The organism is Pseudomonas brassicacearum (genome assembly GCF_918698105.1).
In the GTDB taxonomy this organism is placed as follows: Bacteria; Pseudomonadota; Gammaproteobacteria; order Pseudomonadales; family Pseudomonadaceae; genus Aquipseudomonas; species Aquipseudomonas brassicacearum_F.
On sequence record NZ_CAKKMI010000003.1, the window covers coordinates 65,376 to 89,810 of the forward strand.

General features: G+C 61.7%; 23 protein-coding genes and 1 pseudogene. 14 read left to right on the plus strand and 10 right to left on the minus strand.

Annotated elements, in window-relative coordinates; translation table 11 throughout:
- Nucleotides 1-51: 51 nt before the first annotated feature.
- Both LQ215_RS02180 and LQ215_RS02185 read right to left on the minus strand, forming a co-directional pair.
- Nucleotides 52-1,824, minus strand: a complete 1,773-nt coding sequence (locus LQ215_RS02180) for an acyl-CoA dehydrogenase C-terminal domain-containing protein (protein ID WP_230147213.1) — start codon at nucleotides 1,822-1,824, stop codon at nucleotides 52-54.
- A 162-nt stretch (nucleotides 1,825-1,986) separates the two neighbouring features.
- Complete coding sequence (locus tag LQ215_RS02185) at nucleotides 1,987-3,609, minus strand: acyl-CoA synthetase (RefSeq protein WP_230147214.1); 1,623 nt, start codon at nucleotides 3,607-3,609, stop codon at nucleotides 1,987-1,989.
- Nucleotides 3,610-3,848: 239 nt separating this feature from the next.
- Between LQ215_RS02185 and LQ215_RS02190 the strand changes: the two genes are divergently transcribed.
- A complete protein-coding gene (locus tag LQ215_RS02190; protein ID WP_230147215.1) occupies nucleotides 3,849-6,134 on the plus strand; it encodes a PAS domain-containing sensor histidine kinase in 2,286 nt (761 codons plus the stop codon).
- A gap of 4 nt (nucleotides 6,135-6,138) precedes the next feature.
- Nucleotides 6,139-6,774 (plus strand): response regulator transcription factor, encoded by a 636-nt coding sequence (locus tag LQ215_RS02195; RefSeq protein ID WP_230147216.1) that lies wholly within the window; start codon nucleotides 6,139-6,141, stop codon nucleotides 6,772-6,774.
- A 9-nt stretch (nucleotides 6,775-6,783) separates the two neighbouring features.
- Here LQ215_RS02195 and LQ215_RS02200 read toward each other — a convergent pair whose 3' ends face one another.
- Both LQ215_RS02200 and LQ215_RS02205 read right to left on the minus strand, forming a co-directional pair.
- The gene (locus LQ215_RS02200; protein WP_230147217.1) at nucleotides 6,784-7,404 is read right to left on the minus strand and encodes a TetR/AcrR family transcriptional regulator; all 621 of its coding nucleotides are present in this window, start codon (nucleotides 7,402-7,404) and stop codon (nucleotides 6,784-6,786) included.
- Nucleotides 7,391-8,242, minus strand: coding sequence for a 3-hydroxybutyryl-CoA dehydrogenase (locus tag LQ215_RS02205; RefSeq protein WP_230147218.1), 852 nt, complete (start codon nucleotides 8,240-8,242; stop codon nucleotides 7,391-7,393). The genes LQ215_RS02200 and LQ215_RS02205 overlap by 14 nt, the downstream gene beginning before the upstream one ends.
- A gap of 203 nt (nucleotides 8,243-8,445) precedes the next feature.
- Between LQ215_RS02205 and LQ215_RS02210 the strand changes: the two genes are divergently transcribed.
- A complete protein-coding gene (locus LQ215_RS02210) occupies nucleotides 8,446-9,459 on the plus strand; it encodes an AraC family transcriptional regulator (protein WP_230147219.1) in 1,014 nt (337 codons plus the stop codon).
- Here the strand turns inward: LQ215_RS02210 and LQ215_RS02215 are convergent.
- From LQ215_RS02215 to LQ215_RS02225, 3 genes are all read right to left on the minus strand, one after another.
- Nucleotides 9,398-10,216 (minus strand): helix-turn-helix transcriptional regulator, encoded by an 819-nt coding sequence (locus LQ215_RS02215; protein ID WP_230147220.1) that lies wholly within the window; start codon nucleotides 10,214-10,216, stop codon nucleotides 9,398-9,400. The two genes, LQ215_RS02210 and LQ215_RS02215, sit on opposite strands and share 62 nt — an antisense overlap.
- Before the next feature lie 80 nt (nucleotides 10,217-10,296).
- Complete coding sequence (locus tag LQ215_RS02220) at nucleotides 10,297-10,881, minus strand: anthranilate synthase component II (protein ID WP_230147221.1); 585 nt, start codon at nucleotides 10,879-10,881, stop codon at nucleotides 10,297-10,299.
- A complete protein-coding gene (locus LQ215_RS02225) occupies nucleotides 10,878-12,347 on the minus strand; it encodes an anthranilate synthase component I family protein (protein ID WP_230147222.1) in 1,470 nt (489 codons plus the stop codon). The genes LQ215_RS02220 and LQ215_RS02225 overlap by 4 nt, the downstream gene beginning before the upstream one ends.
- Before the next feature lie 658 nt (nucleotides 12,348-13,005).
- Here LQ215_RS02225 and LQ215_RS02230 point away from each other — a divergent pair.
- From LQ215_RS02230 to LQ215_RS02265, 8 genes are all read left to right on the plus strand, one after another.
- Nucleotides 13,006-14,358: a phenylacetate--CoA ligase family protein gene (locus tag LQ215_RS02230; protein ID WP_230147223.1), complete on the plus strand. Its 1,353-nt coding sequence runs from the start codon at nucleotides 13,006-13,008 to the stop codon at nucleotides 14,356-14,358.
- 8 nt (nucleotides 14,359-14,366) lie between these two features.
- Nucleotides 14,367-14,912: an acetyltransferase gene (locus LQ215_RS02235; RefSeq protein ID WP_230147224.1), complete on the plus strand. Its 546-nt coding sequence runs from the start codon at nucleotides 14,367-14,369 to the stop codon at nucleotides 14,910-14,912.
- Nucleotide 14,913: 1 nt separating this feature from the next.
- Nucleotides 14,914-15,597 carry an iron-containing redox enzyme family protein gene (locus tag LQ215_RS02240; protein WP_230147225.1) on the plus strand — a complete coding sequence of 228 codons (684 nt, stop codon included), beginning with the start codon at nucleotides 14,914-14,916 and terminating at the stop codon, nucleotides 15,595-15,597.
- Between the two features lie 3 nt (nucleotides 15,598-15,600).
- Nucleotides 15,601-16,212, plus strand: a complete 612-nt coding sequence (locus LQ215_RS02245; RefSeq protein ID WP_230147226.1) for a flavodoxin family protein — start codon at nucleotides 15,601-15,603, stop codon at nucleotides 16,210-16,212.
- A 5-nt stretch (nucleotides 16,213-16,217) separates the two neighbouring features.
- Entirely contained in the window at nucleotides 16,218-17,123 is a 906-nt protein-coding gene (locus LQ215_RS02250; RefSeq protein ID WP_230147227.1) for a DMT family transporter, read from the plus strand.
- The gene (locus LQ215_RS02255) at nucleotides 17,110-17,994 is read left to right on the plus strand and encodes an alpha/beta fold hydrolase (protein ID WP_230147228.1); all 885 of its coding nucleotides are present in this window, start codon (nucleotides 17,110-17,112) and stop codon (nucleotides 17,992-17,994) included. Before LQ215_RS02250 ends, LQ215_RS02255 begins: the two co-directional genes overlap by 14 nt.
- A gap of 185 nt (nucleotides 17,995-18,179) precedes the next feature.
- The gene (locus tag LQ215_RS02260) at nucleotides 18,180-19,385 is read left to right on the plus strand and encodes a DSD1 family PLP-dependent enzyme (RefSeq protein ID WP_230147280.1); all 1,206 of its coding nucleotides are present in this window, start codon (nucleotides 18,180-18,182) and stop codon (nucleotides 19,383-19,385) included.
- Between the two features lie 109 nt (nucleotides 19,386-19,494).
- Complete coding sequence (locus tag LQ215_RS02265; protein ID WP_230147281.1) at nucleotides 19,495-20,541, plus strand: M28 family peptidase; 1,047 nt, start codon at nucleotides 19,495-19,497, stop codon at nucleotides 20,539-20,541.
- A 9-nt stretch (nucleotides 20,542-20,550) separates the two neighbouring features.
- On the opposite strand, the gene LQ215_RS02270 is transcribed toward LQ215_RS02265, so the two are convergent.
- Complete coding sequence (locus tag LQ215_RS02270) at nucleotides 20,551-21,192, minus strand: LysE family translocator (RefSeq protein ID WP_230147229.1); 642 nt, start codon at nucleotides 21,190-21,192, stop codon at nucleotides 20,551-20,553.
- A gap of 227 nt (nucleotides 21,193-21,419) precedes the next feature.
- Between LQ215_RS02270 and LQ215_RS02275 the strand changes: the two genes are divergently transcribed.
- Nucleotides 21,420-21,674 (plus strand): YceK/YidQ family lipoprotein, encoded by a 255-nt coding sequence (locus LQ215_RS02275; protein ID WP_230147230.1) that lies wholly within the window; start codon nucleotides 21,420-21,422, stop codon nucleotides 21,672-21,674.
- Nucleotides 21,675-21,762: 88 nt separating this feature from the next.
- A pseudogene (locus tag LQ215_RS29580) lies at nucleotides 21,763-21,834 on the plus strand (LysE family translocator); the annotation flags it as partial.
- Between the two features lie 153 nt (nucleotides 21,835-21,987).
- On the opposite strand, the gene LQ215_RS02280 reads toward LQ215_RS29580, so the two are convergent.
- On the minus strand, nucleotides 21,988-22,857 hold the full coding sequence (locus LQ215_RS02280; protein WP_230147231.1) for an NmrA/HSCARG family protein: 870 nt from the start codon (nucleotides 22,855-22,857) through the stop codon (nucleotides 21,988-21,990).
- A gap of 143 nt (nucleotides 22,858-23,000) precedes the next feature.
- Between LQ215_RS02280 and LQ215_RS02285 the strand changes: the two genes are divergently transcribed.
- Nucleotides 23,001-23,876 (plus strand): LysR family transcriptional regulator, encoded by an 876-nt coding sequence (locus LQ215_RS02285; RefSeq protein ID WP_230147232.1) that lies wholly within the window; start codon nucleotides 23,001-23,003, stop codon nucleotides 23,874-23,876.
- A 12-nt stretch (nucleotides 23,877-23,888) separates the two neighbouring features.
- Here LQ215_RS02285 and LQ215_RS02290 read toward each other — a convergent pair whose 3' ends face one another.
- Nucleotides 23,889-24,347 (minus strand): winged helix-turn-helix transcriptional regulator, encoded by a 459-nt coding sequence (locus LQ215_RS02290; RefSeq protein WP_230147233.1) that lies wholly within the window; start codon nucleotides 24,345-24,347, stop codon nucleotides 23,889-23,891.
- Between the last annotated feature and the right edge of the window lie 88 nt (nucleotides 24,348-24,435).

Sequence of the window (24,435 nt, forward strand, 5' to 3'; positions counted from 1 at the left end):
ATCAGGCGCGAACACCCACACGAATGTGCAGGTGTTCGGCGTTGTCCGGCCTCAGAACTGTTCGGGTTGCAGTTGCATCAGTGAAGGGCTGCCGGCGCGGATGCTTTGTTCCAGGCTGAGGATGCGCGGCAGCAGACGGCTGAAGTAGAAGCGCGCGGTGCTCAGTTTGGCGCCATAGAACGTCGGGTCTGTGGCGTGTTGGTGTTCGGCTGTCTGGGCCATGCGTGCCCACATGTACGCGTAGGCGACATAGCCGAACAGGTGCAGGTACTCGACGCACGCGCTGCCGATGGCGTGGGGATCGAGGCTGGCCTGTTGCTGCAGCCAGTCGCTGAGGTTTTCCAGGCGTTGCACGGCGTCCAGCAATTCGGCGGCATAGGCGGCGCCGGGCAGGTAAGCGAAGTCACGGACCTGGGCGGTGAACAGGCGCAGGGCCACGCCGCCGTTGCCCACGACTTTGCGCCCCAGCAGGTCGAGGGCCTGGATGCCGTTGGTGCCTTCATAGATTTGAGCGATGCGCACGTCGCGTACCAGTTGTTCCTGGCCCCATTCGCGGATGTAGCCGTGGCCGCCGAATACCTGTTGGCCATGGATGCAACTGTCCAGGCCGGTGTCGGTGAAAAAGGCCTTGGCCACTGGCGTCAGCAGGGCCACCAGGGCTTCTGCATCAAGCCGCTCCTGGGGATGGTCGCAGAACTTGGCCAGGTCCAGCTGCTGGCCGACGTAGCAGGCGAAGGCCCGGCCGCCTTCGGTCATGGCCTTCATGCTGAGCAGCATGCGGCGCACGTCGGGATGGACGATGATCTGGTCGGCGATCTTGTCCTTGGCCTGGGCGCCTGCGGGGGACCGGCTCTGGATACGTTCCTGGGCGTAGCGGCGGGCGTTCTGGTACGAGGCTTCGGCGCAGCCAATGCCCTGGATGCCAATGGACAGCCGCTCGTAGTTCATCATGGTGAACATCGCCGCCAATCCCTTGTTGGCCTCACCGATCAGCCAGCCACTGGCGCCGTCGAAATTCATCACGCAAGTGGCCGAGGCCTTGATGCCCATCTTGTGTTCGATCGAACCGCAGCTGACGGCGTTGGCTTCCCCGAGTGTGCCCTGCGCATCAACGCGGATTTTCGGCACCAGGAACAGCGAGATGCCCTTGGGTCCGGCGGGCGCATCCGGCAGTTTGGCCAGGACCAGGTGAATGATGTTTTCCGTCAGGTCCTGCTCGCCGCCGGTGATGAAGATCTTGCTGCCGGTGATCTGGTAGCTGCCATCGGCCTGGGGCTCGGCACGGGTGCGAATGATGCCCAGGTCGGTGCCGGCATGGGCTTCGGTCAGGCACATCGAGCCGGCCCAGCGCCCCTCGTACATCGGCGGCAGGTACAGAGCTTTCAGTGCTTCGCTGGCGTGGGCGTCGATGGCCAGGCAGGCGCCGGAACTCAGCGCCGAGTACAGGGCGAAGCTGGAGTTGGCGGCGTAGAGCATTTCTTCGAACTGCACGGCGAGCATCTTTGGCATCCCCATGCCGCCGTAGGCCGGGTTGCCGCTCAGGCCGACCCAGCCGCCGTCGATGTAGGTCGAGTACGCCGCCTTGAAACCGCTCGGCGTGCTGACCTGGCCCTCGTGCCACTGGGCACCTTCCTCGTCGCCGCTGCGGTTGAGGGGGAAAATCAGGTTATGGGTGACCTTGGCGGCTTCTTCGAGAATCGCATCGGCGGTGGCGGCGTCGACGGTATTCGCCAGCGCGGGCAGGCGGGCCCAGAGGTTCGGTGCGTTGAAGACTTCATGCAGGACAAAACGCATGTCGCGCAACGGGGCGTTGAATTCGGGCATTGCAATGAACCTCATGCAAGGAAAGGAGGTGGAATGGCGCAGTCGCGCGGTTCACGGACCACGATCCCAGGCACCGCTGACGTGCGGGTGCTCGCTTGCCCACGAGACGGCCGGCGAGACGCCGGGTCTGTCAGCGATGCCTGGGATTTTTCGGCGATCGGGCTAGAGATTCTTCGCCATGTCGCGCAGTACGAACTTCTGGATCTTGCCGGTGGAAGTCTTGGGCAACTGGGTGAAGACCACCGTGCGTGGCACCTTGAAACCTGCCAAGTGCTCGCGACAGAAGCTGATGATCTCGGCTTCGCGCACGTCTGCATGGTCGGCTTTCAGGGTGATGAAGGCGCAGGGTGTTTCGCCCCATTTTTCGTCGGGACGGGCCACCACGGCGGCTTCCAGCACCGCCGGATGTCGATAGAGCACGCCTTCCAGTTCGATGGTGGAGATGTTCTCGCCACCGGAAATGATGATGTCCTTGAGCCGGTCGCGAATTTCCACGTAACCATCGGCATGGGTGACGGCCAAGTCGCCGGTGTGGAACCAGCCGCCTTCAAAGGCTTCGGCAGTGGCACTGGGGTTCTTCAGGTAGCCCTTCATCACGGTGTTGCCGCGCATGAAGATCTCGCCGATGGTCTGGCCGTCATGAGGGGTTGGTTCGAGGGTCCTTGGATCGGCCACCATCAGCCCTTCCAGGGTCGGGTAGCGTACGCCTTGGCGCGCCTTGATCTGGGCTCGCTGTTCCAGTGGCAAGTCATCCCAGGCCGCGTGCCAGGCACAGAGGGTCACCGGCCCGTAGACCTCGGTCAGGCCGTAGACGTGGGTGACCTTGATGCCCATTTCCTCGACGGCGCCAATCACCTTGGCCGGCGGTGCGGCTCCTGCAACCATGGCACTGACCGGATGGTCGATCGCGGCCTTGGCCGACTCGGGCATGTTCACCAGGGCATTGAGCACAATGGGCGCACCGCAAAGATGGGTGATCTGATGTTCGCGAATCAGGTTGAGGATTTTTTGCGGATCGACCCGGCGCAGGAACACATGGACGCCGGCCAGGGCCGTCACGGTCCAGGGGTAGCACCAGCCGTTGCAGTGGAACATCGGCAAGGTCCAGAGGTACACCGGGTGATTGCCCATGGCCCACGTCATCTGGTTGCCGAGGGAATTGAGGTAGGCGCCGCGGTGGTGATAGACCACGCCCTTGGGGTTGCCCGTGGTGCCGGAGGTGTAGTTCAGGGAAATGGCCTGCCATTCATCGTCTGGCCACTGCCAGGCGAAGTCCGGGTCGCCCTCGGCAAGAAACGCCTCGTAGTCCAGTTCACTGACCGCCTGGCCTTCGCCGTATTCCGGATCGTCGAGGTCGATCACCAGGGGCGGGTGGTCGAGCATGCCGATGGCCGCTTGCACCACGTCATGGAACTCACGGTCGGCGATCAACACCTTGGCTTCGCCATGGGCCAGCATGAAGGCGATGGCCTCGGCATCCAGGCGTACGTTGAGGGCATTGAGCACCGCTCCGATCATCGGCACACCGAAGTGCGCTTCAAGCATGGCCGGAATGTTCGGCAGCATGACCGCCACCGTGTCGTTTTTACCGATGCCGCGACCGGCCAGGGCTGAGGCGAGGCGCCGGCAGCGGCTGTAAGTGTCGGCCCAGGTGCGCCGGATCGAGCCGTGGATCACGGCCGGGTAATCGGGATAGACGCTTGCGGTGCGCTCGATGAAGCTCAGGGGTGTCAGGGCGATATGGTTGACGCCAGTTGGCGCGAGACCTTGTTCGTAGATGGACATGGCTGGGGTACCCGGTGGCTGATTATTAGCTCTATTGGCCGAGGTTCTCGTGGTCACGGGGCTGCCGGTGCCAGCTCAATCGCAGTGCGATTGTCGACAGGCCCGTTCACCACGGAAAAGCTCGGTGACTTATCCGGGGGAATTTATATACTGTTTACCGATTGATATGGAAGTACTACCTGAGTTGTATAGTAAATGTACTATATATCGCTCGCCCTCTTTTCACGACAGGTTTTCTGATGATCTCCACCTCCGTTCGCTTGCACGGCTGGTTGCGTCTGCAACGTGAAGGCATGGCCCTGGCGGCTTGTGCCGATGCCCTGTGCCGGGCCTTGCAGGATTGTGCGCAAATCCGCCGGGCGGTCTACCTGAGCTGGCATGCGCCAAGCGGCATCTATCGGCATGAAGGCCGTGCCCGGCATTTGCCGCCGGGCTTTGGTGAAGCTTTGCAAAGCAGTGATCAAGCTCTTTTCCAGCGCTTGCAGGACGAGGAACGGCTGGAACTGGCGCAAGTGCGTCAGCTCGATTGCTGGCTGGCCGGACGTCTGCGCCGCGCGGCCCTCGAGCATGGTCAGGTCCTGGCGTTGGCCCTGCAGCCGGGGCAGCACGGCTTGCTGCTGGTTGAGCTACAGCCCGAAGTGGGTCAGGACTGGTTGGTGGCGGTGCACGAATTACTGAGTCTGCTATTGGCCAGCGTCAGCGGCCAGTTACGCGATTCGCCGCTGCTCGGCCATGACCCGCAGCCAAGTGCATTGCTTGATTCGCGAGGCCGACCGCTGGAGCTCAACGAGGCGCTGATGGCGCTGCTCGAACAGCTGTCGTTGGTCGATGCCTCGAGCCTGTTGCCGGTCAGCCACTCGCACCTGGTCCAGGCCTGTCTGGCCCAGCAGCGAGCCATCGAGAACGTGGAGGTGCAGGTCGCCGAGCAGATCCTGATCTGGACGTTCATTCCCGACCCCAAGGCCAATCGTGTGCTGGCCCGCTGTCGCCAGGCCACGGCGCAGATCCTCGCCGAGCGCGAGTCGGCCAAGGCGCGACGCCTGTACCGGCTGATCACCGAAAACACCACCGACCTGATTTCCCGCCATACCCCGGACGGCTGCTTCCTCGATGCATCACTGGCCTCTTGGACCTTGCTCGGCTACTGGCCGCAGGAGCTGCATGGGCGCCAGGCCCACACGCTGTTTCATCGGCAGGACCAGGCCGGCCTGATGCAACGCACCCGCGATGCCCTGGAGCAGGACGGCTATCACACCATGACCTACCGCATTCGCCATCGCGACGGCCATTACCTGTGGTTCGAGACCGCGTGCCGCGCCATTCGCGAAACCTACACCGGCGCGGTGGTTGAAGTGGTCAGCGTGTCCCGGGACATTACCGCCCGGGTCCAGGCCGAAGAAAACAAGCGCCGTCTGGCAGAGGTGGTGGAAGCCAACACCGACCCGGTGCTGTTCATCCAGCCCGATGGCGCGGTGACCTACCTCAACCCGGCGGCGCGCCGCACCCTTGGACTGGATGCGCAACACAGCCTGCCAACGCTGGATGCCTTTCTCAGCGCCGAGGTGCTGGCCCGCCTGGAACAGGAGGGCTGGGATTATGCCGAGCGCAGCGGCCGGTGGAGCATCGAGGCTCGCCTGCAACCGCCGGCCGGAGGGGCTTCGGTGCCGGTGTCGCTGATGCTTCTGGCCCATCGCGCGGCCAGTGGCGAGCGCTTCTATTCGCTGGTGGCCCATGACCAGTCCGAACGGGAGTTGCGTGAAGCCCAGCAGCGTCATCATCAAGACGAACTGGCTCACACGGCGCGCCTGGTGACCCTCGGTGAACTGGCCTCGGGCATTGCCCATGAGATGAATCAGCCATTGGCGGCGGTGGTCAATTACGCCAACGCCAGCCAGCGCTATTTGCAGGCCTTGGGCAGTCATTCCGAGGCCGCCGAGAAGGTAGCCCAGGGGCTGGAGCGAATCGCCGTGCACGCCAATCACGCATCGGAGGTGATCAAGCGTCTGCGCGCCTTCCTGCGCAAGGGCCGCCGCCGCATGGAGGCCTTGGACCTCAGTGACGTTGCCCGGACAACCACGCGCCTGTGCCTCTGGGAAGCGACCAATTGCCAGGTGGAGATCGTGGAGCGGTTGCCGGATAATCTGCCGTTGGTCTACGCCGACCGGGTGCTGCTGGAGCAGGTGCTGCTCAACCTGCTGCGCAACGCCATCGAGGCCAATCGCGAGGCCCATCCCGGCCAGCCGTCGCAGATTGTCCTGGCGGTCGAGCCTGGGGCCGACGGCGGGGTGCAGGTCAGCGTCAGCGACCAGGGACACGGCGTGCCGACGGCGCAACTGGAGCAGATTTTCACCCCGTTCTATTCCAGCAAGGTCAACGGCCTGGGGTTGGGGCTGTCCATGAGTCGCAGCATCATCGAAGGTTTTGGGGGCGAGTTGCAGGCCCGGCCCCTGGCCGTGGGCTTGCAGATGCGCTGCAACTTGCCGGGGCCGACCCCGGCCGGCGTGGTCCGACAACAAGAGGAGTAGGGCAATGGTGGATGTTGCGGAACAGGTGGTCTATGTGGTCGACGATGACCAAGGCATGCTCGACTCGACGGTCTGGCTGCTGGAGTCCGTGGGCCTCAAGGCCCTCTCGTTCACCAGTGGCCGGGAGTTTCTCGAGGCCTGTAACAACCCGCTCAATGGTTGCGTGCTGCTGGACGTGCGCATGCCCGGCATGGGGGGGCTCAATGTGCAGGAAGAGATGCGCAACCGTGGGCTGCGCCTGCCGGTGATCTTCGTCAGTGGGCATGCCGATGTGCCGATTGTGGTGCGGGCGTTCAAGGCCGGGGCCCATGATTTCATCGAAAAGCCCTACAACGAACAATTGCTGCTCGACAGCGTGCAGCAGGCCTTGAGCCTGGCCGACGACAGCCAGACCGTCAGCGCCGGCCAGGCGCGGGTGCAGGCGCGGCTGCAGAGCTTGACCCCGAGGGAAAATGACGTGTTGCTGCCTCTGGTCCAGGGCTACACCAACCGGGAAATCGCCGATCAGCTTGGGGTCAATGTCAGGACCATCGACCTCTATCGTTCCCGGGTCATGAAGCGCATGGGCGCCGAGAACCTGCCGCAGCTGGTGGGCATGGCGATTGTCGCAGGCCTGGTCGACCCGTTGCAGTTGCGCTGAGGGCTTGGCTCAGGCCGCGCTGACGCGCAATGTCGATTCGGCGGCGATCTTGGACGCCAACACCCGCTCTATGGCGCCAGCGAGCAGGTTCTCCAGCAGCTCATCGTGTTCGTGCTGCTCCAGGGGGTGGTGCGCCAGCCAACTGGGCGCGCTGTTGAGCAGGGTGGCAATGGCGTGGCCGGCCGCGGCTATTGCCCGGGAGGGAAGGCGCCGAGGCGCACCCAACATCAGCAACAGCCGCCGTTCGTATTGCTCGCGTAAATGCTGCACCCGCTGTTGTTGCTCAAGGTTGAGGCACCCGCTGTCGCGCTCCACCAGGCGAAAATGCCAGGGCATCTCCCGGTGCAGCTTGAGGTGGGCGCGGATCAACCGTTGCAGGTTGCCGCGCTTGTCCCGGGGTTGCTGTTCAATGCGTCCGAGCGTGGCCAGCAGTTCTTCGAAAAACTCCTCGATCAGGTCGGCCAGCAGGTGCTGTTTGCTGGGGTAGTGGTGATACAGCGAGCCAGGTGTCAACCCCAGGTGGCTCGCCAGCTCCCGCATGCCGACCTGGCCGAAGCCCTTGCTGGCGAACAGTTCCAAGGCCTTGTCCCGGCTTTCGGCGAAGCGCGAGCAACGCTCAGCCATAGGCATGGAAACCCCGCCCGGACTTGCGTCCCAGGTAGCCGGCGGCGACCATTTCCTTGAGCAATGGAGCGGGGCGATATTTGCTGTCGTTGAAGCCTTCGTAGAAGGCCTCCAGGATCGCCAGCAAGGTGTCCAGGCCGATCAGGTCGGCCAGTGCCAGCGGCCCGATGGGCTGGTTGCAGCCCAGGCGCATGCCCGCGTCGATATCTTCGGCGCTGGCCAGGCCTTCCTGGAAGACCAGGATGGCTTCGTTGATCATCGGCACCAGGATCCGGTTGACCACGAAGCCTGGGCGGTTGCCGGCGGTGATCGCAGTCTTGCCCAGTCGCCGGGCCATTTCCAGGGCCAGGGCGTGGGTCGCGTCGTGGGTCTGCAGGCCACGAATCACCTCGATCAGGCCCATCATCGGCACCGGGTTGAAGAAGTGCAGGCCGATAAAACGCTCTGGATGACTGACGCCGGCGGCCAGTTGGGTGATCGAAAGCGAGGAGGTGTTGGACGCGATCACGCAGTCGCTGCCGACTTGAGAAGCGACCTGTTGCAGCAGTTGCAGTTTCAGCTGAAGGTTCTCGGTGGCGGCTTCGATCACCAGTTGTGCGCCGGCCAGGCTGGCGTAGTCGGTGCTGGTGCGAATCTTGTCCAGGGCAAGGTTCTTCTGCGCTTGGCTCAGGGTCTGCTTGGCGATTTGTCGGTCGAGGTTCTTGGCCACGGTAGCCAGGGCTTTTTCCAGGGCGCTGGTGGAAATGTCCAGCAAGGTCACTTCGAAGCCGGCCAGGGCGCAGACCTGTGCAATGCCGTTGCCCATGGTGCCGGCGCCGATCACGCCGATTGCGTGCAGATGCATGTGGGGTATTTCCTTTTTCAAGCGCGCCCCAGCGTGCAGCCACTGGCCGGCCCTGGACGCGGTTCGCCGGAGGGGCTCGACAGATGCTGCGCCATGCCCCCTTAATGCCGCCAGTCTAGAGGTCGCCGTTGGGTGGGCCTATGCCATTACTGTTCAGCGATGCTGGCGTTTTTTGCCATCGGGGAAGTGGGGAAACTGGGTTTATGCGGGAAAAGGATTCGGTCGCGGTCTACTTCGTGCACACCATGATCCACGCGTTGCGGGACCAGCCTCAACGGCTGGCGGCGATACTGGCCGAGGCCGGTATCGACCCGGCGTTGCTGGAGCAGCCTGAGGCCCGGGTTTCAGCGAGCGCTTTTGCTGCTTTGTGGCTGATCCAGATTCGCGAATTGCAGGACGAGTTCTTCCAGCTCGATTCCCACGGCATGCCGGTCGGCAGCTTTGCCCTGATTTGCCGGGGGTTGATTCAGGAACCCGACCTGGGCAAGGCCCTGCGCCAGTGCCTGGGCAACTTCGGGTTGTTCCTGCGGGATTTTCGCGGCAGCCTCAGCGTACGTGGCAAAAGGGCGGTGATCAGCCTACAGACCTGCTCGGTGGATCCCGATGCCCGCCGTTTTGGTGAGGAAACCTTTCTTGTGCTGATGATCAGCCTGCTGTGCTGGCTGGGCGGGCGGCGCATTCCCATCGATCGCGCGGACTTTCGTCAGTCGCGCCTGTCCCTCAGTGACGATGCATTGCTCTGGGGCCCCAACCTGAGCTTTGGCGCCGAGCGCACGGAAATCGAATTCGCCAGCCGCTACCTGCGCTTGCCAGTGGTTCAGGACCTGGCCTCCCTCAAGGTATTTCTGCGCAGTGCGCCCCAATGGCTGGTGATCCGTTTTCGCAATCAGCATGGCCTGGCTACCCGGCTTCATCAGTGCCTGCGCCACAGCCATTACAGCCAGTGGCCCACCCTGGAAGCCTTTGCCAGTGACCTGCAGATGAGCCCCAGCACCTTGCGTCGCCGCTTGGAGCGCGAAGGAAGCTCGTTCCAGGAAATCAAGGACGAAGTCCGCCGTGGACTGGCCGTCGAGCTGCTGCGCCAGACCGGCAGCAGCATCAGTGACATTGCCGAACAGACCGGCTTTCAGGAACCCAGCGCCTTCCATCGTGCCTTCAAGAAATGGACCGGCGAAAGCCCCGGTCGCTATCGTGCGCGCTTCCAAGGGTCGGCATGACCAACCCACAGGCCACCGCAGCACTGACGGCCTGTTGGCGGCTTACCGAGCCCAGCTTGCGTCGCGCATTGAGCAGGTGGAAATCGATGGTGCGTTCGGAACAGGTCAGGATGTGGCTGATTTCCCAGGTGGTCTTGCCTTCGCTGGCCCAGTACAGGCAGTCCATTTCCTTGGGCGTCAGGTCCTGGCGCGGTTGCGCAGGCCGTTGCAACTGATGTCGTATCCCGGCGAGCAGGTAGGGGATGAGCATGAACAGTTGATACACGGCGGGGTTGGAGAAACCTTTCTGTTCGGTGATCTGTGTGTCATCGAAGGCCACGCTCAGTGTTCCCCTGAGCATTTCGTAGCGCAGCGGGATACTCACGCCGCTGCGCAGGCCGTGTTGCTCGCGTTGCTCCCAGAAGTGCCGGGAGCGTCCCCGGGCGCGCCGTCGTTCGCTGTCCCAGAAAAGCGGCACCAGTTCACGTCGACAGTGCCTGAGTATCGGGTCGATCTCGATCAGCCCGTCGCCGCGGTAGTGTTCCAACCAGTGTTTGGGAAAGGTGGTGATGAGGCCGGCGAGAGGGTCGGTATCTCTAGGCGCTGGCGGCCCCAGGCTGATGAGGTAGCTGCCAAAGCCGAGTTGGCGCAGCACTTTGTTCAGCAGGCGCTCCCAATCGCAACGGTTGGCATCCTTGGCGAGGCTCGTGAAGGCGGTCAGCGTAGCGGCACGCTCGGCCTGGGTCCGGCCGCAGGCGGGGGAGTGGTGTTTGTCCATAAACGGATCGCTCTAGTTCTAGCAGGAATGAAGCAGTCGCAGTACGGGGAAAGAAGGGGCGCACGCCCCTTCCGAGGGGATCACTTGTGCACGTAACACCGGATGAAACTGCGGAACAGGTCCAGGCCGTTTTCGGTGAGGATGCTTTCAGGGTGGAACTGCACGCCCTCCACCGGCAGGTGGCGATGGCGCACGCCCATGACATAGCCGTCGTCTGTGGACCTGGACGTGATCTCCAGGCAGTCGGGTAACGGCTGCTCGCTGATCATCAACGAGTGGTAGCGGGTCGCCCGAATCGCATGTGCCTGGGTGTGGTCATAGACGCCCTTGCCATCGTTCTCGATCGTGCTCACCTTGCCGTGCATCACGTGCGGGGCCCGGCAAACCTGGGCACCGAAGGCCAGGCCGATGGCCTGGTGACCCAGGCACACACCCAACAGCGGCAGGCGCCCCTGAAAGTGCTTGATCACTTCGATGTAGCCCACATCGGCCGGATGCCCAGGCCCAGGGCCCAGCACGCAGAAATCCGGCGAGAACGCTTCAATGCGCTGGATGAGGTCCGGGACGTCGTGGCGCTCGACGTGGGTTTCCAGCCCCAGTTGTTCCAGGTACTGGCTGATGATGAAGACGAAGCTGTCGTAGGCGTCGATCAAGAATACTTTCACAGTGCGATCTCCTGGCCGGTCACTGCCCGATAGACGGACCCCATCTTGTACAGCGTCTCTTTCCACTCAAGCTCTGGCACCGAATCGGCCACCACGCCGGCGGATGCACGCAAGTGGTACGTGCCCTCGTCGAAGACCGTCGAGCGAATGCACAATGCGGTGTTGACGCTGCCATCGAAACCGACCAGGCCAAGGGCTCCGGCATAAATGCCCCGGCGGTTGCTCTCCATCCCCTCGATCAGCTCCATCGCCCTGACCTTGGGCGCGCCAGACATGGTGCCCGCGGGGAACGAAGCCTTGATCACGTCGTAGGCATCCAGGCCCGGGCGCAGCAAGCCGCGAACGTTCGACACCATGTGGTAGAGGTGCGAGTACTCTTCCACCAGCATGAACTCATCGACCTCCAGCGAACCGGCCTGGCACACGCGACCGATATCGTTGCGACACAGGTCGATGAGCATCAGGTGCTCGGCGCGCTCCTTCTCCGAGCGGGTCAGCTCCAGGACCAATTCGGTTGGATCGACGCCAGGCTTCTTGCCCACGGTGCCGGCGATCGGGCGCATCTCGATCAAGTCGTCCTTGATCCTGACGAACAGCTCGGGGCTGGCGCCGATCAGGTCGATACCGCCTACGTGAGCCAGGTACATGTAGGGGGAAGGGTTGCGCAGGCGCAGGTTCTGGTACACATCGAACGGCGAAACCTGCGAGCGGATGCGAATCTCATGGCCGAGCTGGATCTGGTAGACGTCGCCGGCGCGGATGTGCTCCATCGCCACTTCGACACGCTCGACGAATTGCTCCGGGGTCACCGTGCGCTCTTCCTCGAAGCCCTCGGGGTACGGTAGCGGAGCCAGCGCCTCGGCTGCCGGGGTTGTGCTCAGGAAGGGGTAGTCCTCCAACGTACGGGGCGACCACAGATCGTGGTTGTTGATCAGGGTTTCGACGATGCCATTGCTGTGGAAATAAACCAGGGTCTGATAGACCGACAGGGCAATGAGCGGGTAGTCGTAGGTCTGTTTGGCCAGATCGGGAAGTCGCTCGATCAGGCGAACGCAGTCGTAGGAAAAATAGCCGAAGAAGGCCAGGCTGGCAGGGGCATTGGCCGCCGGCTGGAACGTTGCCTGGATAGCCCGGAGCAGGTTCCACGCCGCCTCGCTATCGGGTAGACGGATCTTGTGTTCCTGGTCGACCTGCATGCCCGCTTGCCGCAGGCTGGCGGACAGATGTTCACACAGGGCGGCGCAGCCTCGCAGTTGGGCCTGGCCCTCATCGATACACACTTCGAAAAGCGGTTCGAGGCCGATGATCGTCGCCCGGCGATCACGGCTTGGGCCGGACAGTGATTCAAGAATGAAAACAGACTCGCGACCCAGTTGTTCCAGTGCATTTGCATAGATGCCAAGTGCATCCGTAGGTCGACGTTCTTCGCGGCGAAGAACATTCACGGCAATTAAATTTTTATCCACGGTTAATACCATTTTCAAGGTGCAACGATTCAGGCACTCGATTAAGAGAGCGCCACGGGAATATAAAGCGCGCAGGCACTTTAAATACGTGTTGACGGATATTCTGAATAGACGGGGCGGACGCTGTTCATGTCGCGCGCACTAAAAAGCTTGCAATGGATTGCAGCCAATTGTTGCGCAGGGCACAAGGCGCGAGCGCCTTCGAATTCAGAGGGGAAAGATCAGGACGTTGCTGGCAGGCAGCAGACAGGCTCCGGTCTTCGCTAGATTAGCGACGCCAGATATTGCTTTTGAAGATGGCCAGAATGGCCCGGGAACAGCTGTCGGGATAGCTGTGGGAGGAACTGATAGCAGAAAGGTGATAGTACATTTTTAGACATCCCAGTCTTGGCTAAGCACTGCGGGAATAATTGGCAGTTCGGCGAAATTACCAGCGTGCCCTGGGGCTGTCAACTGCTGAGGGAATATTAATCTTTCACTCATTTTCTGAATGTCGGCGGGGCGAAGCGCTATCCCTACGCGTATGTAACCGCGCGTGCTTTTAACAAGAAACTCGTGCGCGCACAACTGAGGGATAGCGCAGCTGGGTATTTATAAGTTCTGTTACTAACGTAGCGGCCGTTGAGTTCCAGTAACCCATCAAACCTGAGCGGCTGAAATGAAAGAGCATTTAGAGACATTCAAGAAACGGTACGATCCGATTCATCAGGCCTATTGGACCGACGTCCTCAGCGACACCGAGCTGGCGGCCTGGCACCAGGCACAGTTGCGGGAAGTGGTCGGCCACGTGAAGCGGTCTTCGCCGTTCTATTCCAGGCACCTTGCCCAGGTCGACGAGCGTTCGCTGACCTTGGATGACCTCGCCACCTTGCCATTCACGACCAAGGATGATCTGCGCGAGGCAGGCTTCGACATCTTGTCCGGCCCGCTGGAAGACAGCATCTTCTATTACGAGACCACGGGGACCACCGGGCCCGCCACGCCATGCCCGCGGGACCGCAAGGAAAGCTACGCGAGCAATCGCCAGTTGGCGATGGCCTACCAGGCCGTGATGGAAAAGCATTTCCCGGGCGAAAAGACCGTGGTCGGCATCATGGGACCTACCGAGGTCCATTCCTTCGGTGACACCCTGGGCGATGTCTGCACCCAGCTCGACCTGTGCAATGCCAAGATCTGGCCGCACTCGCCGGTGATCGGTTGGCCCAAGGCACTGCAACTGCTCAAGGACCTGCGGATCGGCGTGCTCGCATCGGCGCCGGGGCTGTTGCTGGCCATGGCCAAGGAAGCCGAGCGCCAAGGCTTGAACCCACGCGAGGACTTCGCCCTGCGCGCGTTCATGATGAGCGGCGAGCTGTGCACCCCTGCATTGAAGAATAACCTCTACAGCCTGTGGGGCGCGCAGGCCTACAACAGCCTGTATGGTTCCCAGGAAGCGATGATCATCGCGGCCTGCAACGCCAACGACCAGTTGGTGCCGCATCGCCTCAACTACATCATCGAAGTGCTCGATCCCAAGTCCGGGGAAAGTCTGGGCTGCACCGGCGACGGTGAGTTGTGCGTGACCATGCTGATCCCTGGCAGCAAGCCGTTGATTCGCTACCGCACGGGTGACCTGGTCTCGATCCAGTCGCGCCCCGGCTATCCGCAATCGATGCGCCAGACCGTCAAGGTCGTCGGTCGGGTGAAGGATGCCGTGCAACTGAACGATCGCGCCTTCTCGGCCGCACAGATCGAGCAGGCACTGCTTGAAGGCGTCGAACAATGCCTGGGTTACCAGATCATCCTCAGCCGCGCCAATGATCGCGACACCGTCATCGCCAAGCTGGAAATGTCACGCTTCTTCGAAGGCGATCGTGGGCGTCTGGTGCTGCTGATCAAGGAGCGCCTGCGCGAACGGCTGGGGGTCGATGCCACGGTCATGGTGGTGGGCGATCTGGCCGAGCACGTGAACCTTGGCAGTTGGTTCAGTTGGAAAGAAGCGCGCATCGTCGATCAGCGTCAAGGCCAGTGAGGTCAGCGATGAGCCTGTCTGTTCGCGTGATCGACCACGCCAATGAGCTATTCGAGTCCGTCCGGCAACTCAGGAGTCGCTACCTGGGGACCAACCCGGCACGGGAGGATGACTTCGAGCGCAGGGAGCAGGTGCGCGACGCCTTGTCCTATCACCTGGTCTACCTGGACAACGACGAAGTGGTCGGGACGTTGCGCGTCACGCCGCTGGGCCATGGCCTGAGCTTCGTCGAGCGAGCGGTCGACGTGCAGGCCTATTTCGAACAATCGACGGATGCCTTCGATGCCAATCGCCTGGTGCTGGACGAGCGATACCGCGGCGGTCGGCACCTGCGCCTGTTTCTCCTGCAAGCGGCCATTTGGCTGAAAGCCAACACCCACCTGCGATTCATCTCGGCACTGTGCCGCGGCCAATTGGCTGCGCTCTATGTCGGCCTGGGCGGGCGCGTGCTGGTGGATGACGTTACCTGGACCGGGGAACAGGTCGAGCGGCGCTACAGCCTCGTGTACCTGGAACTCGAAAGTGTTTACCTCAATGTTAAAGGAGCCAATTGAAATGCAAGCATTCTTCAAGGAACTCGACGCTATCGTCGACGCGGGCTGGGCCCAGATCAAGCAGGGCGCCTACTGGAAATTCAGCCTGGACAACCCGACGCCGCCAGCCCTCTACCAACAGCTCATGCTGCAGGTCTACCACTACACCCGCTACAACTCGGTGAACCAGGCCGCCTGCGCCTACAGTGCCAATCCAGAGGACACGACGCTGTTGCGCTTCGTCTACAAGCACGCCTTGGAAGAGCTGGGCCACGAGCGCATGGTGCTGCGTGACCTGGAGTCGGTCGGGCTGCTGCCGCAGGCCATGCCGGCACCCCTGGCGCCGACCCAGGCCCTGATCGCCTTTCTCAACGATGTGGCTATCCGCAAGGGGCCGATCGCTCGCCTGGGCTACAGCTACTGGGCCGAGGACGTCTACGAGCACATCCAACCGATCCTGGAGCGGTTCCGCGCCGACCTGGGCTTGAAGGATGAGCAGATGACCTTCTTCGTCGCCCACTCGACCATCGACGAGAAGCACGCCGAGGAAGTGCGTGTGGCGATGCAACGTGCGGTGAAGACCGAAGAAGATCGTCGTCAGATCAAGGAAGTGGCCCGGGTCACGCTGTGGCTGACCGGGCAGTTGATGGAAGAAGCGCTGCGTGCCTACCTGGCTGGCGAAGAAGGGTTGCGGGAGGCGTCCTGAATCATGAATCTGACCATCATTGTCGGGTCAAGCCGACCTTGTGGTGTCAGTGCACGGGTGGTGGCGCTGGTGCGCCGCCACCTGGGCGAGGAGGTTGCGGTCGATGACATCTGGCTCAAGGATTACCGGATCGATTACTGCGACGCCGACAACGCCTGTTCCGACCAGGACTGCCAAGTGCAGGACGACGTCGGGCAGTTGGTGGCGCGGCTGGACCGCGCCGATGCGGTGCTCTATCTCCCCGTCATGCATGCCTACGGCACCAACAGTCGCTTCCAGGCGTTTCTGGAGCGAGTCGGCTATGGCTTCCTGCGGCCTCGGGAGCGTCCGCTGCGCGACAAGCTCGCGGCGATTGCGGTCGTCGGCCGACGCTATGGACACACTGCGGTTTTCTCCCAGGTCGCGCTGAACGTGCTGCTCAACAAAATGATTCTGGTCGGCTCGGGATTTCCGCCGTGCTTCCAGACCCAGCTGGCCCACGATCCTGAAGCGGAACAGGCCCTGCGCGAGACATTGGATCGGCTCTGTGAGCATCACTGTCGACTTAACCCCCCGGCACCTGCGACAGGCAAGCCGGAAAGAATCCTGCGGCCCATTCAATTTCAGAAGGGATAACTGACATGCCATTGAAAGATTCATTGCTCGCGTTACTGGTCGCGTTTCTCTGGGGCGCGCAGGTTACCGCAGTGAAAATCGGCGGCGCCGAGTTGCCGCCTATCCTCATGGTCGCCATGCGCTACGCGATCATGGCGCTGTTTCTCCTGCCGCTGCTCAAGCGCGTCAAGCGTGAACAGTTGGCGTCCGTGGCCCTGATCGCCACGATTACCGGGACCTTGCATTTCGGTTTGCTGTATTGCGGTATCGCCCGGGTTGATGCCTCGACCTCGGCGATCATTTATCAATTGGCGGCACCGTTTACCCTCGTCCTGGCATTCGCGTTATTGGGGGAAGTCCTGAAACCGCGACTCCTGGCGGGCATCCTGCTGGCGTTCGCCGGTGTCCTGGTGCTACTGGCCACGCCGTCGGCGGGCGGTACGTTCATCGGCATGTTGCTGGTGGCGCTGGCGGCCTTGGCATTCGCTACAGGGTCAGTGTTGACCAAGCGTCTCGGGCCCCTGGATCCGCTGGCCTTGAGTGCCTGGACGGCGGTCATCGCCGCACCGCAACTGTTGCTGTGGTCGTTCGTCCAGGAAGGCGAGCAATGGACACGCGTCTACACGGCCAGCGCCCAGGCGTGGTGGGCGGTGCTCTACACCGCGCTCAGTGGTGGTTTGCTGGGGTTCGGCCTGTGGTTCTGGTTGCTCGGCCGCAACTCGATGCAGCAACTGAGCCCGTACCTGCTCCTGGTGCCGGTGTTCGCGATCGCTGTCAGCCAGGTCATGCTCGCCGAAGGTTTCAGCCAGCGCCTGGTGATCGGCGCCGTGTTGACGCTGTCAGGTGTGGCGCTGTGCCAACTGCGCCTGCCAGCAAGATTCTTCCTCAAGGCGGCTAACAAAGGACAAGGAGTGGCGGATGAACCGCGTTGACCGACTGCTGCTCGGCACCTTGCGCCTGGTCCACCGCTGGCAGTTCGGTTTGAAGCTGCGCTGGCACACCGGTACACATGGACGCCTGGCTTATCTGCAAAACCGCGCACGGCAACAGCGCCCGACGCTGGTCATGCTCCATGGCTTGGGCGCCAGCAAGGATCAGTGGGGCCCTGCGATGCTGGGCATGGCGCGCCATCACCCTTGCGTTTTCGTGGACTTGCCGGGGCATGGCCAATCCGTGTACGAGGCGGGTGCCGGCTTTGGCCCCCAGGCAATGCTGGCGGAGCTCGAAGGCTTGCTGGAAACGCTCGTCGAGGGCCCCTTCGTGCTGGTCGGCAGTTCTCTGGGTGGGTGCGTGGCCGGCCTGTATGCCGCCAAACATCCGCAGCGTGTCAGTCAGTTGGTCTTGCTGGCGCCGGCCGGTCTGGGCGAGCAAGCGCTAGGCCCCACGCTGAAAGCCAGCCTGCAAGGGGCAGGGACGGTGTTTGGCTATCGTACGGTCGAGGAGATGGAGCGCTTCTGGAGTCTGGTGTTCAAGGCGCCGCCCAAGGTAGGAGGGCGCTTGGCCCAGGCCATGGCGGCCAGCGGCAGGTCGAGGTTTGCTGCGGTGCAGCGGGTCGTCGAGGATTTTCGCCACGAAGGCCTGGACGTGCTGCTCGATCGGTTGCCACAGATTGCTGCCAAGACGCTGGTGATCTGGGGGCGGCATGACCAGGTGTTCTTGCCGGCGACCCTGGATAACCTGCTGCAGCAACTGCCCGATGCGTGCGGCGAGTTCATCGAGGACTCCGGGCATGTGCCCTATCTTGAACGGGGCGCTGATGTGGTGGCGGCCATCTCACGGTTCATTGCAACGTCCAGGGGTTAGGAGGTTCGATCAAAGCCTGGCCGCCAAAGTCCCCTTTCTGACCTCCCATAGCCTCAACAGCCGGGTACCGCTGCCGTAACGTGCACTTGACTGCGCACGCAGAGGGGAGCGTCCTGATGAATCGTAGAACCTTTATGCTCGGCACCGCAGCAGTGGGTGTGTTGATGGTCGGGGCGGGGGCGTTGTTGCGTCCGAGTGATCGGGGCAGCCCTTACAACGCGTACTTCCGCGCGCTGAACCAGGAGCTGAAGCGCCATGGGCCGATGCGCCCCGTGATGCTGATTGACCTGGACCTGCTCGATCACAATATCAATGTGGTCAAGCAATCCGTTACCCGCGGGGGTAAACATTTGCGCCTGGTGGAGAAATCCCTGCCATCACCGGGACTGTTGGCGTACATCGCCAAACGTACCGATACCCGGCGGCTGATGTCGTTTCATCAGCCGTTTCTCAATCACGATGCAGTGACCTTTCCCGAGGCTGACATCTTGCTCGGCAAGCCTTTGCCGGTTCGCTCGGCCGAGGTGTTTTACCAAACCCACAAGGGAACCTTCGACCCTTCCAGGCAACTGCAATGGCTGCTCGATACTCCCCGGCGGCTGATGGATTACCTGGCTTTGGCGCAAGGCCTGGGCATCCGGATGCGGATCAATATCGAGCTGGACGTCGGCCTGCACCGCGGCGGAGTCGCCGACCACGCGGTACTCGGCCAGATGCTGACGCTGATCAGTGCCCATCCGCAGCATCTCGAATTCTCAGGTTTCATGGGGTATGACCCGTTTGTCGGCATGGGCGTGCCCAGGGTTCTGGGTTCGTCCCAGGCGTTGTTCGACAAGGTGATGGTCATTTACAACGGCCATGTGAATTACCTGCGTGAACACTTCCCCGCGCTTTGGCACGAAGGGCTCACGCTCAATACGGCCGGCAGCCCCAGCTACGGTATACATGAGCAGGAACGCTTGAGCAGCGAGGTCTCGGTGGGGACGGCGTTTCTCAAGCCGACCCATTACGACTTGCCATCGCTGGCCGAGCATGTGCCGGCGGCCTTTATCGCAACGCCTGTGCTAAAGAGCACGGGGGGCGTCAATTTCCCAGCCCTGGATGACAAGTCCCGATTGTTCTCCTGGTGGGACCCTAATCAGCGCGCGACATTCTTCCTCTATGGCGGTAACTGGATGGCCGAGTTCGAGTCGCCCAAGGGGCTGCAAAGCAATGAGCTTTATGGTCGCAGCTCCAACCAGGAAATGGTCAACGGCTCGCCGGCCGTAGGATTGAACGTGGAGGACCAGGTGTTTTTACGGCCGACCCAGACTGAATCCGTGTTGCTGCAATTTGGCGATTTGCTGGCCGTGCGCGGCGGGAAGATTGTTGAAACCTGGCCGGTGTATTGAATTGGATTGACCACGCCATGCCTGGGCGTCTGCAGAATTTGAACGGATGAACAGAGGAGGCGGTCTACGTTTTTCAAGCGTCGTGACAGGAAAATAACCGATGCCTTCAATGGACATTCAACCCTTGCTCGAAGAATTGCTCCTGGCCCGCGGCCCCGGCGGGCAGGAAGATGAGGTTCGGGAAATATGCCTCAGGGAGCTGGGCAAGCATTGCGATGAGATCTCTGTCGACGAGGCAGGCAATGTCAGGGGCCTGATCAAGGCTACCGCTGATTCTTTGCAAGCGCCCATCAGGGTCATGGCTCACCTTGATGAAATTGCCATGATCGTGAAGAAAGTCAGGCCCGACGGTAATCTTGAGGTCGTGGCACTGGGCGGTGCCCAGCCCATCTGCTTCGGCGTGTGTCCGGTGGACATACTCGGCGATGGCAAATGCCTGTCCGGCGTACTGTCTTATGGCTCCATGCACAACAGTGGTGGTTCAGCGCAGGGGCGCGATGTCCTTTCAGGGGCTGTGAAGTGGAGCGATGTCCATGTCATCACCCGCTGTTCGCCGCAGGAACTGGCCGACGCCGGTGTCCGACCCGGCGTACGCGTGGTGCTTAGCCAGCATTGGCGTCAGCCGTTCCAAGTGAAAGATTCAATCGCTGCTCATTTCCTGGATGACAGGGCGCCCTTGGCGGCAGTGATCACAACAGCACAGCACTTGAAAAACCGTCGGCATGAGCTCAAGCAAGACGTCTGGTTCGTCTGCACGACGCTTGAGGAGGAGTCCAACGCCGGTGCGCTCTATGCCGCTGCCCGCGTGCCGGGGGACACCACCATCGCGGTCGAGGTGGGCCCGGTACTTGAGGAATACGGGACGGTTTTATCGGCAGACCCGATCATCAACACCGGGGATCAGAAGGGCTATTACACCCGCTCTGTCGTGGACGCCCTGATCAAGGCCGCACAGCGCTCGGGATATGACCCACAAGTTGCCCTTCTGGTGGATTTCGCCTCCGACGCCAGTGCCATCATGAGTGCTGGAGTGGCGGCGCGAGTGGGGTGCATCGCCATTCCAACGGAAAATACCCATGGGTTTGAAATGGTGCTCCATGAGGGAATCGTTGCGTGTGCAGCGACCCTCACGGAATACCTGGTACGGGGTACGTGAAAGTACTTGCTAAACGGCCGGCCGACGCATCGCCAGAATGGCCGCACCGAAGCAGATGAACGTCGAGCCGACGAGCCTGCTGATCCACACGGAAAACGCGGGCCGTTTCAGCACGCCTTTGGCCTGGGCCGCGATGGCGGCATACAGGCTCAAGGAGATCAGTGACAAGCCTGCGAAGATCGAGGTAAGGAGCAGGAACTGCGGTAGCAGTGCGGCGCTCTGGTCGATGAACTGCGGGAACAGGGCGGTGAAGAACATCGTCGCCTTGGGGTTGGTGATGGCTGTCAGGAAGGCCGACTTGTACAGCTTTGAACGCGATGGCTTGCTGATTGTGCCGTCCGCTTGCACGTCCTGCGCGAGTATCGGGCTCTTTTTGAACAGCTGCCTGGCGCCCAGGTAGAACAGATAACCCGCCCCCAGGACTTTCACGGCGTTGAACAGCCACTCGGAGCTGGCGAGCAACGCGCCCAGCCCCAGCATGGCGGCGGCCGACAAGCAGAACAGCCCGCTGGCGTTGCCCACCGACGACCACACCGCGTAACGCGGCCCGTAGGCCAGGCTGTTATTGATCGCCATCAAGGTGGCAGGTCCGGGACTGGCAATGGCGATTGCCGCGACCAGGGTAAAGGCGAGAATTGAGTGCAGTTCCATTGATCACATTCGCGACTGATTGAGAGAGTGTGCATCCTACAGGAGAACCTGGGGTTGGCTGAATACAGCCAACCCAACGTTTCTATTGATGCAGCCACGCTCGGGGTGTTCATCGAGTGGTTCGCGACCCTGCTGGGGCCTAGCCTTGAGCACTGAGCCGTCGGGGCGGCTTTAATGCTACAGTCCGGCCTTTCCTGGGGGAGGGGCGCGACATGCGGATCGTAGTAATGGCTTTGACGATGGCGCTGCTGGGCGGATGCGCCACGGCCAACGAAACCTTTGGCATGGGACAGCTCTGCGGCCTCCATCCTTACTGCGGTGCGGCGACCGATATCGAGATCATCAAGGCCTCGACGAATGACAACGACGTGTATTCACGCGCACTGGCACCGTTTGCCGTCGTCGACCTTCCTTTCAGCATCGTCGCCGATACGCTGATCCTGCCTTACACGATTTTTCATATGAGGCCTGCCGAGGAGTAGGTGTATTGCCTCGACGGGTTGAATCCGTGGGGCAGCAATACGGTATTTTTGGTGACGATCACCGCCCACAGACCTCGCGAGGACGCACATGATCGACGGTTCCGCTGTCTTGACAGTTTTTTTGGTCTACCTGGCGGGTGTGGTGATTCCTGGACCGAATGAAAAAAGCAATTGATCGACTGTGTGGTGGTTTGATTTTGTCTCTGGGGATTCGCCAGTTGGTTTAGCGAGTAGCCGTTGCTGGAGCAAGCCTTGCTCGTTGCACGCCAGGTCGGTCATCCGCTGACCGACCTGGCGCTTACTGCCCAGCTGTTCAAACTCCTGCGGTGGCCTCGCGGACGAAGTCTTCGTAGGTGCGCAACGGACGCCCCAGGATCGCCTGCAGCCGTTCCACGGTTCCTTCAGCAGCCTGCATGCCAAACGTCTGGATGCCGGACATCATCAGGCGCATGTCATAAGCCAGCCAGGCGGGACCGTACGCGGCCAGTTGCGCTTCGAAGGCGGCCACATCGTCACCGCCGTAGGCGATCTCGCGACCCAGGGCGGAACTCCAGATCTTCGCCGCGGCGGCGCCGGTCAGTGCTTGCGGGCCGACCAGCTCCAGGGTGACACGGTCCAGGGCCGAAGGTGCCTTGTCGCGTCGCAGCAACTCGGCAGCGGCGATGTCCCCGATGTCGCGCGCATCGATCATCGACACGCCCGCCGAGCCGATCGGCATCGGGTACACCGAGTAGTTCTGAATCGTCTGCTGGACCATTAATTCGTTTTGCATGAAGTACGCCGGGCGCAGGATGGTTGCAGGCATGTCGAGGCTTTCGATCATGCGCTCGACCGTGTGCTTGCCGGTGAAGTGCGGAACATGGGTGAACTTGTCAGCGTGAATCACCGACAGGTAGACGATGCGCTCGATGCCGGCCTCGCGAGCGAGGTTCAAGGTGATGAGGGCTTGGGTCACCTCGTCGGGGGTCACGGCGTTGAGCAGGAACAGCGTCCGCACCGACGCCAGTGCGTTGCGCAGCGAAGGGACGTCGGTGAGATCAGCAACGACTTCAGTGACGCCCGCCGGGAATGTACCCTTGCCCGGCTGGCGCACGAGGGCTTTGACGTCGGCGCCTGCGTCGGCGAGGCGCTGGATGATGAGTGAACCGATGGTGCCCGTGGCGCCGGTAACGAGAATGCTCATGTTGAATCTCCTGCAAAAGGGTGGGTAGCCAGAAAAGTCCGCCACGGCCTTGTCGGCCCGTTGCGATGTTCAAACGATATTCCGTTGCAGAAACAAAACGAAGACGCCAGGATGTAGACACTCCGTTTCAAAAGTGGAACAGCATGAACCTGAACGCGCTGATCGATTTCACCCTCGTCGCAACGAATGAGGGCTTGGGAAAAGCAAGCCGTGCGAGCGGAATATCCAAGGCCACCTTGTCGCGCCGCATTGCCGACCTTGAGGAGCAACTGGGCGTCAGGCTGATCGAGCGCAGTGCCCGTGGGCTGAAACTCACCGAGGCTGGAGAGCTGCTGTTGAGCAGGGCCGAAGGGCCGTTGGCCGAGGTGGCCGAAGCCATGGCGGCGGCGAAGGAGGGCGCATCGACGCCTCGCGGACGCTTGCGTGTCGCTGCCCCGGTCCTGTTCTCGCAGCTGGCGATGGGCGGCATCGGTGCAGCATTTTGTGCGGCTTATCCCGACGTCACGATCGAGGTGATTGCGGAAGATCGCGTGGTTGATCTGGTCGAGGAACAATTTGATGTCGCCATCCGGATCAACCCCAGCCCGGACAGCGATTTAGTCGGTCGCTGCTTCGCCAAGGACCGTCTGGTGGTAGTGGCCGCGCCTGGATTACCTCGGCCAGCACCCGGCGCCATCCGCTCAGTTCCTGGCATTGTGATGTCCAGTTTCGAGCCCACCCAGTGGACGCTCGATGGCGGCAGCCTGATTCTGGAGCCGGTCCCCAAGCTGCGCTTCTCTTCGTTCCTGATGATCCGCGATGCGGCCATCGCCGGTGGTGGCGCTGCCCTCATTCCGCAGTCGATGGCCTGGAACCCGTTGGCCAGTGGCGAGTTGGTCCAGTGGGGCACGGTATCGGGGAAGGAGGCCGAACTCTGGGTCTTGCACACGTCCAGGCGTCTTGCGGCGCCGAAGGTGCGAGCCTTTGTCGATTTCATGTGCGCCAGGTACTCGGGCATGTCGCTGGTACTGAAGGGATAGGGACGATCGATCTCACGTCGGGTTGTCGGCAATGAGCCTCACCCTGTGGCAATCGGCCGGTCCGAGTTTCTGACCGCTTGAGGAGCGAACATCCATCGGCATGAGGGGCTGCCCGGACGTGTTGTCCAACAGCACGGAACGCGTTTCTCCCGGCTCGAACAGGAAGCGTTCGCCCCACTGTCGCAGGCTGACCACCACCGGAAAGATTTCCCGGCCTTTCTCTGTCAGGACGTACTCCTTGTAGGCGCTTCTATCGGACGCGGGTTGAACGTCGAACACCCCGACCTCGACCAACGCCTTGAGTCGCGAAGCCAGAATGTTCTTGGCCACGCCCAGGCTCTTTTGAAATTCGCTGAAGCGGCGAATGTCGTCGAATGCGTCGCGAATGATCATGAGCGACCAGCGGTCACCAATCACGTCCAGTGTCCTGGCTACCGGGCATTCGCTGTTTTGCGGTGAAGCGTTTTCCATTTTATTGGCCTTCTGAAAAAGGATCGCAAGTCCGGTCGATGTCTGTGGTTGCAAATTAAAACCTGATCAGGCAACAATCCACTCAGGT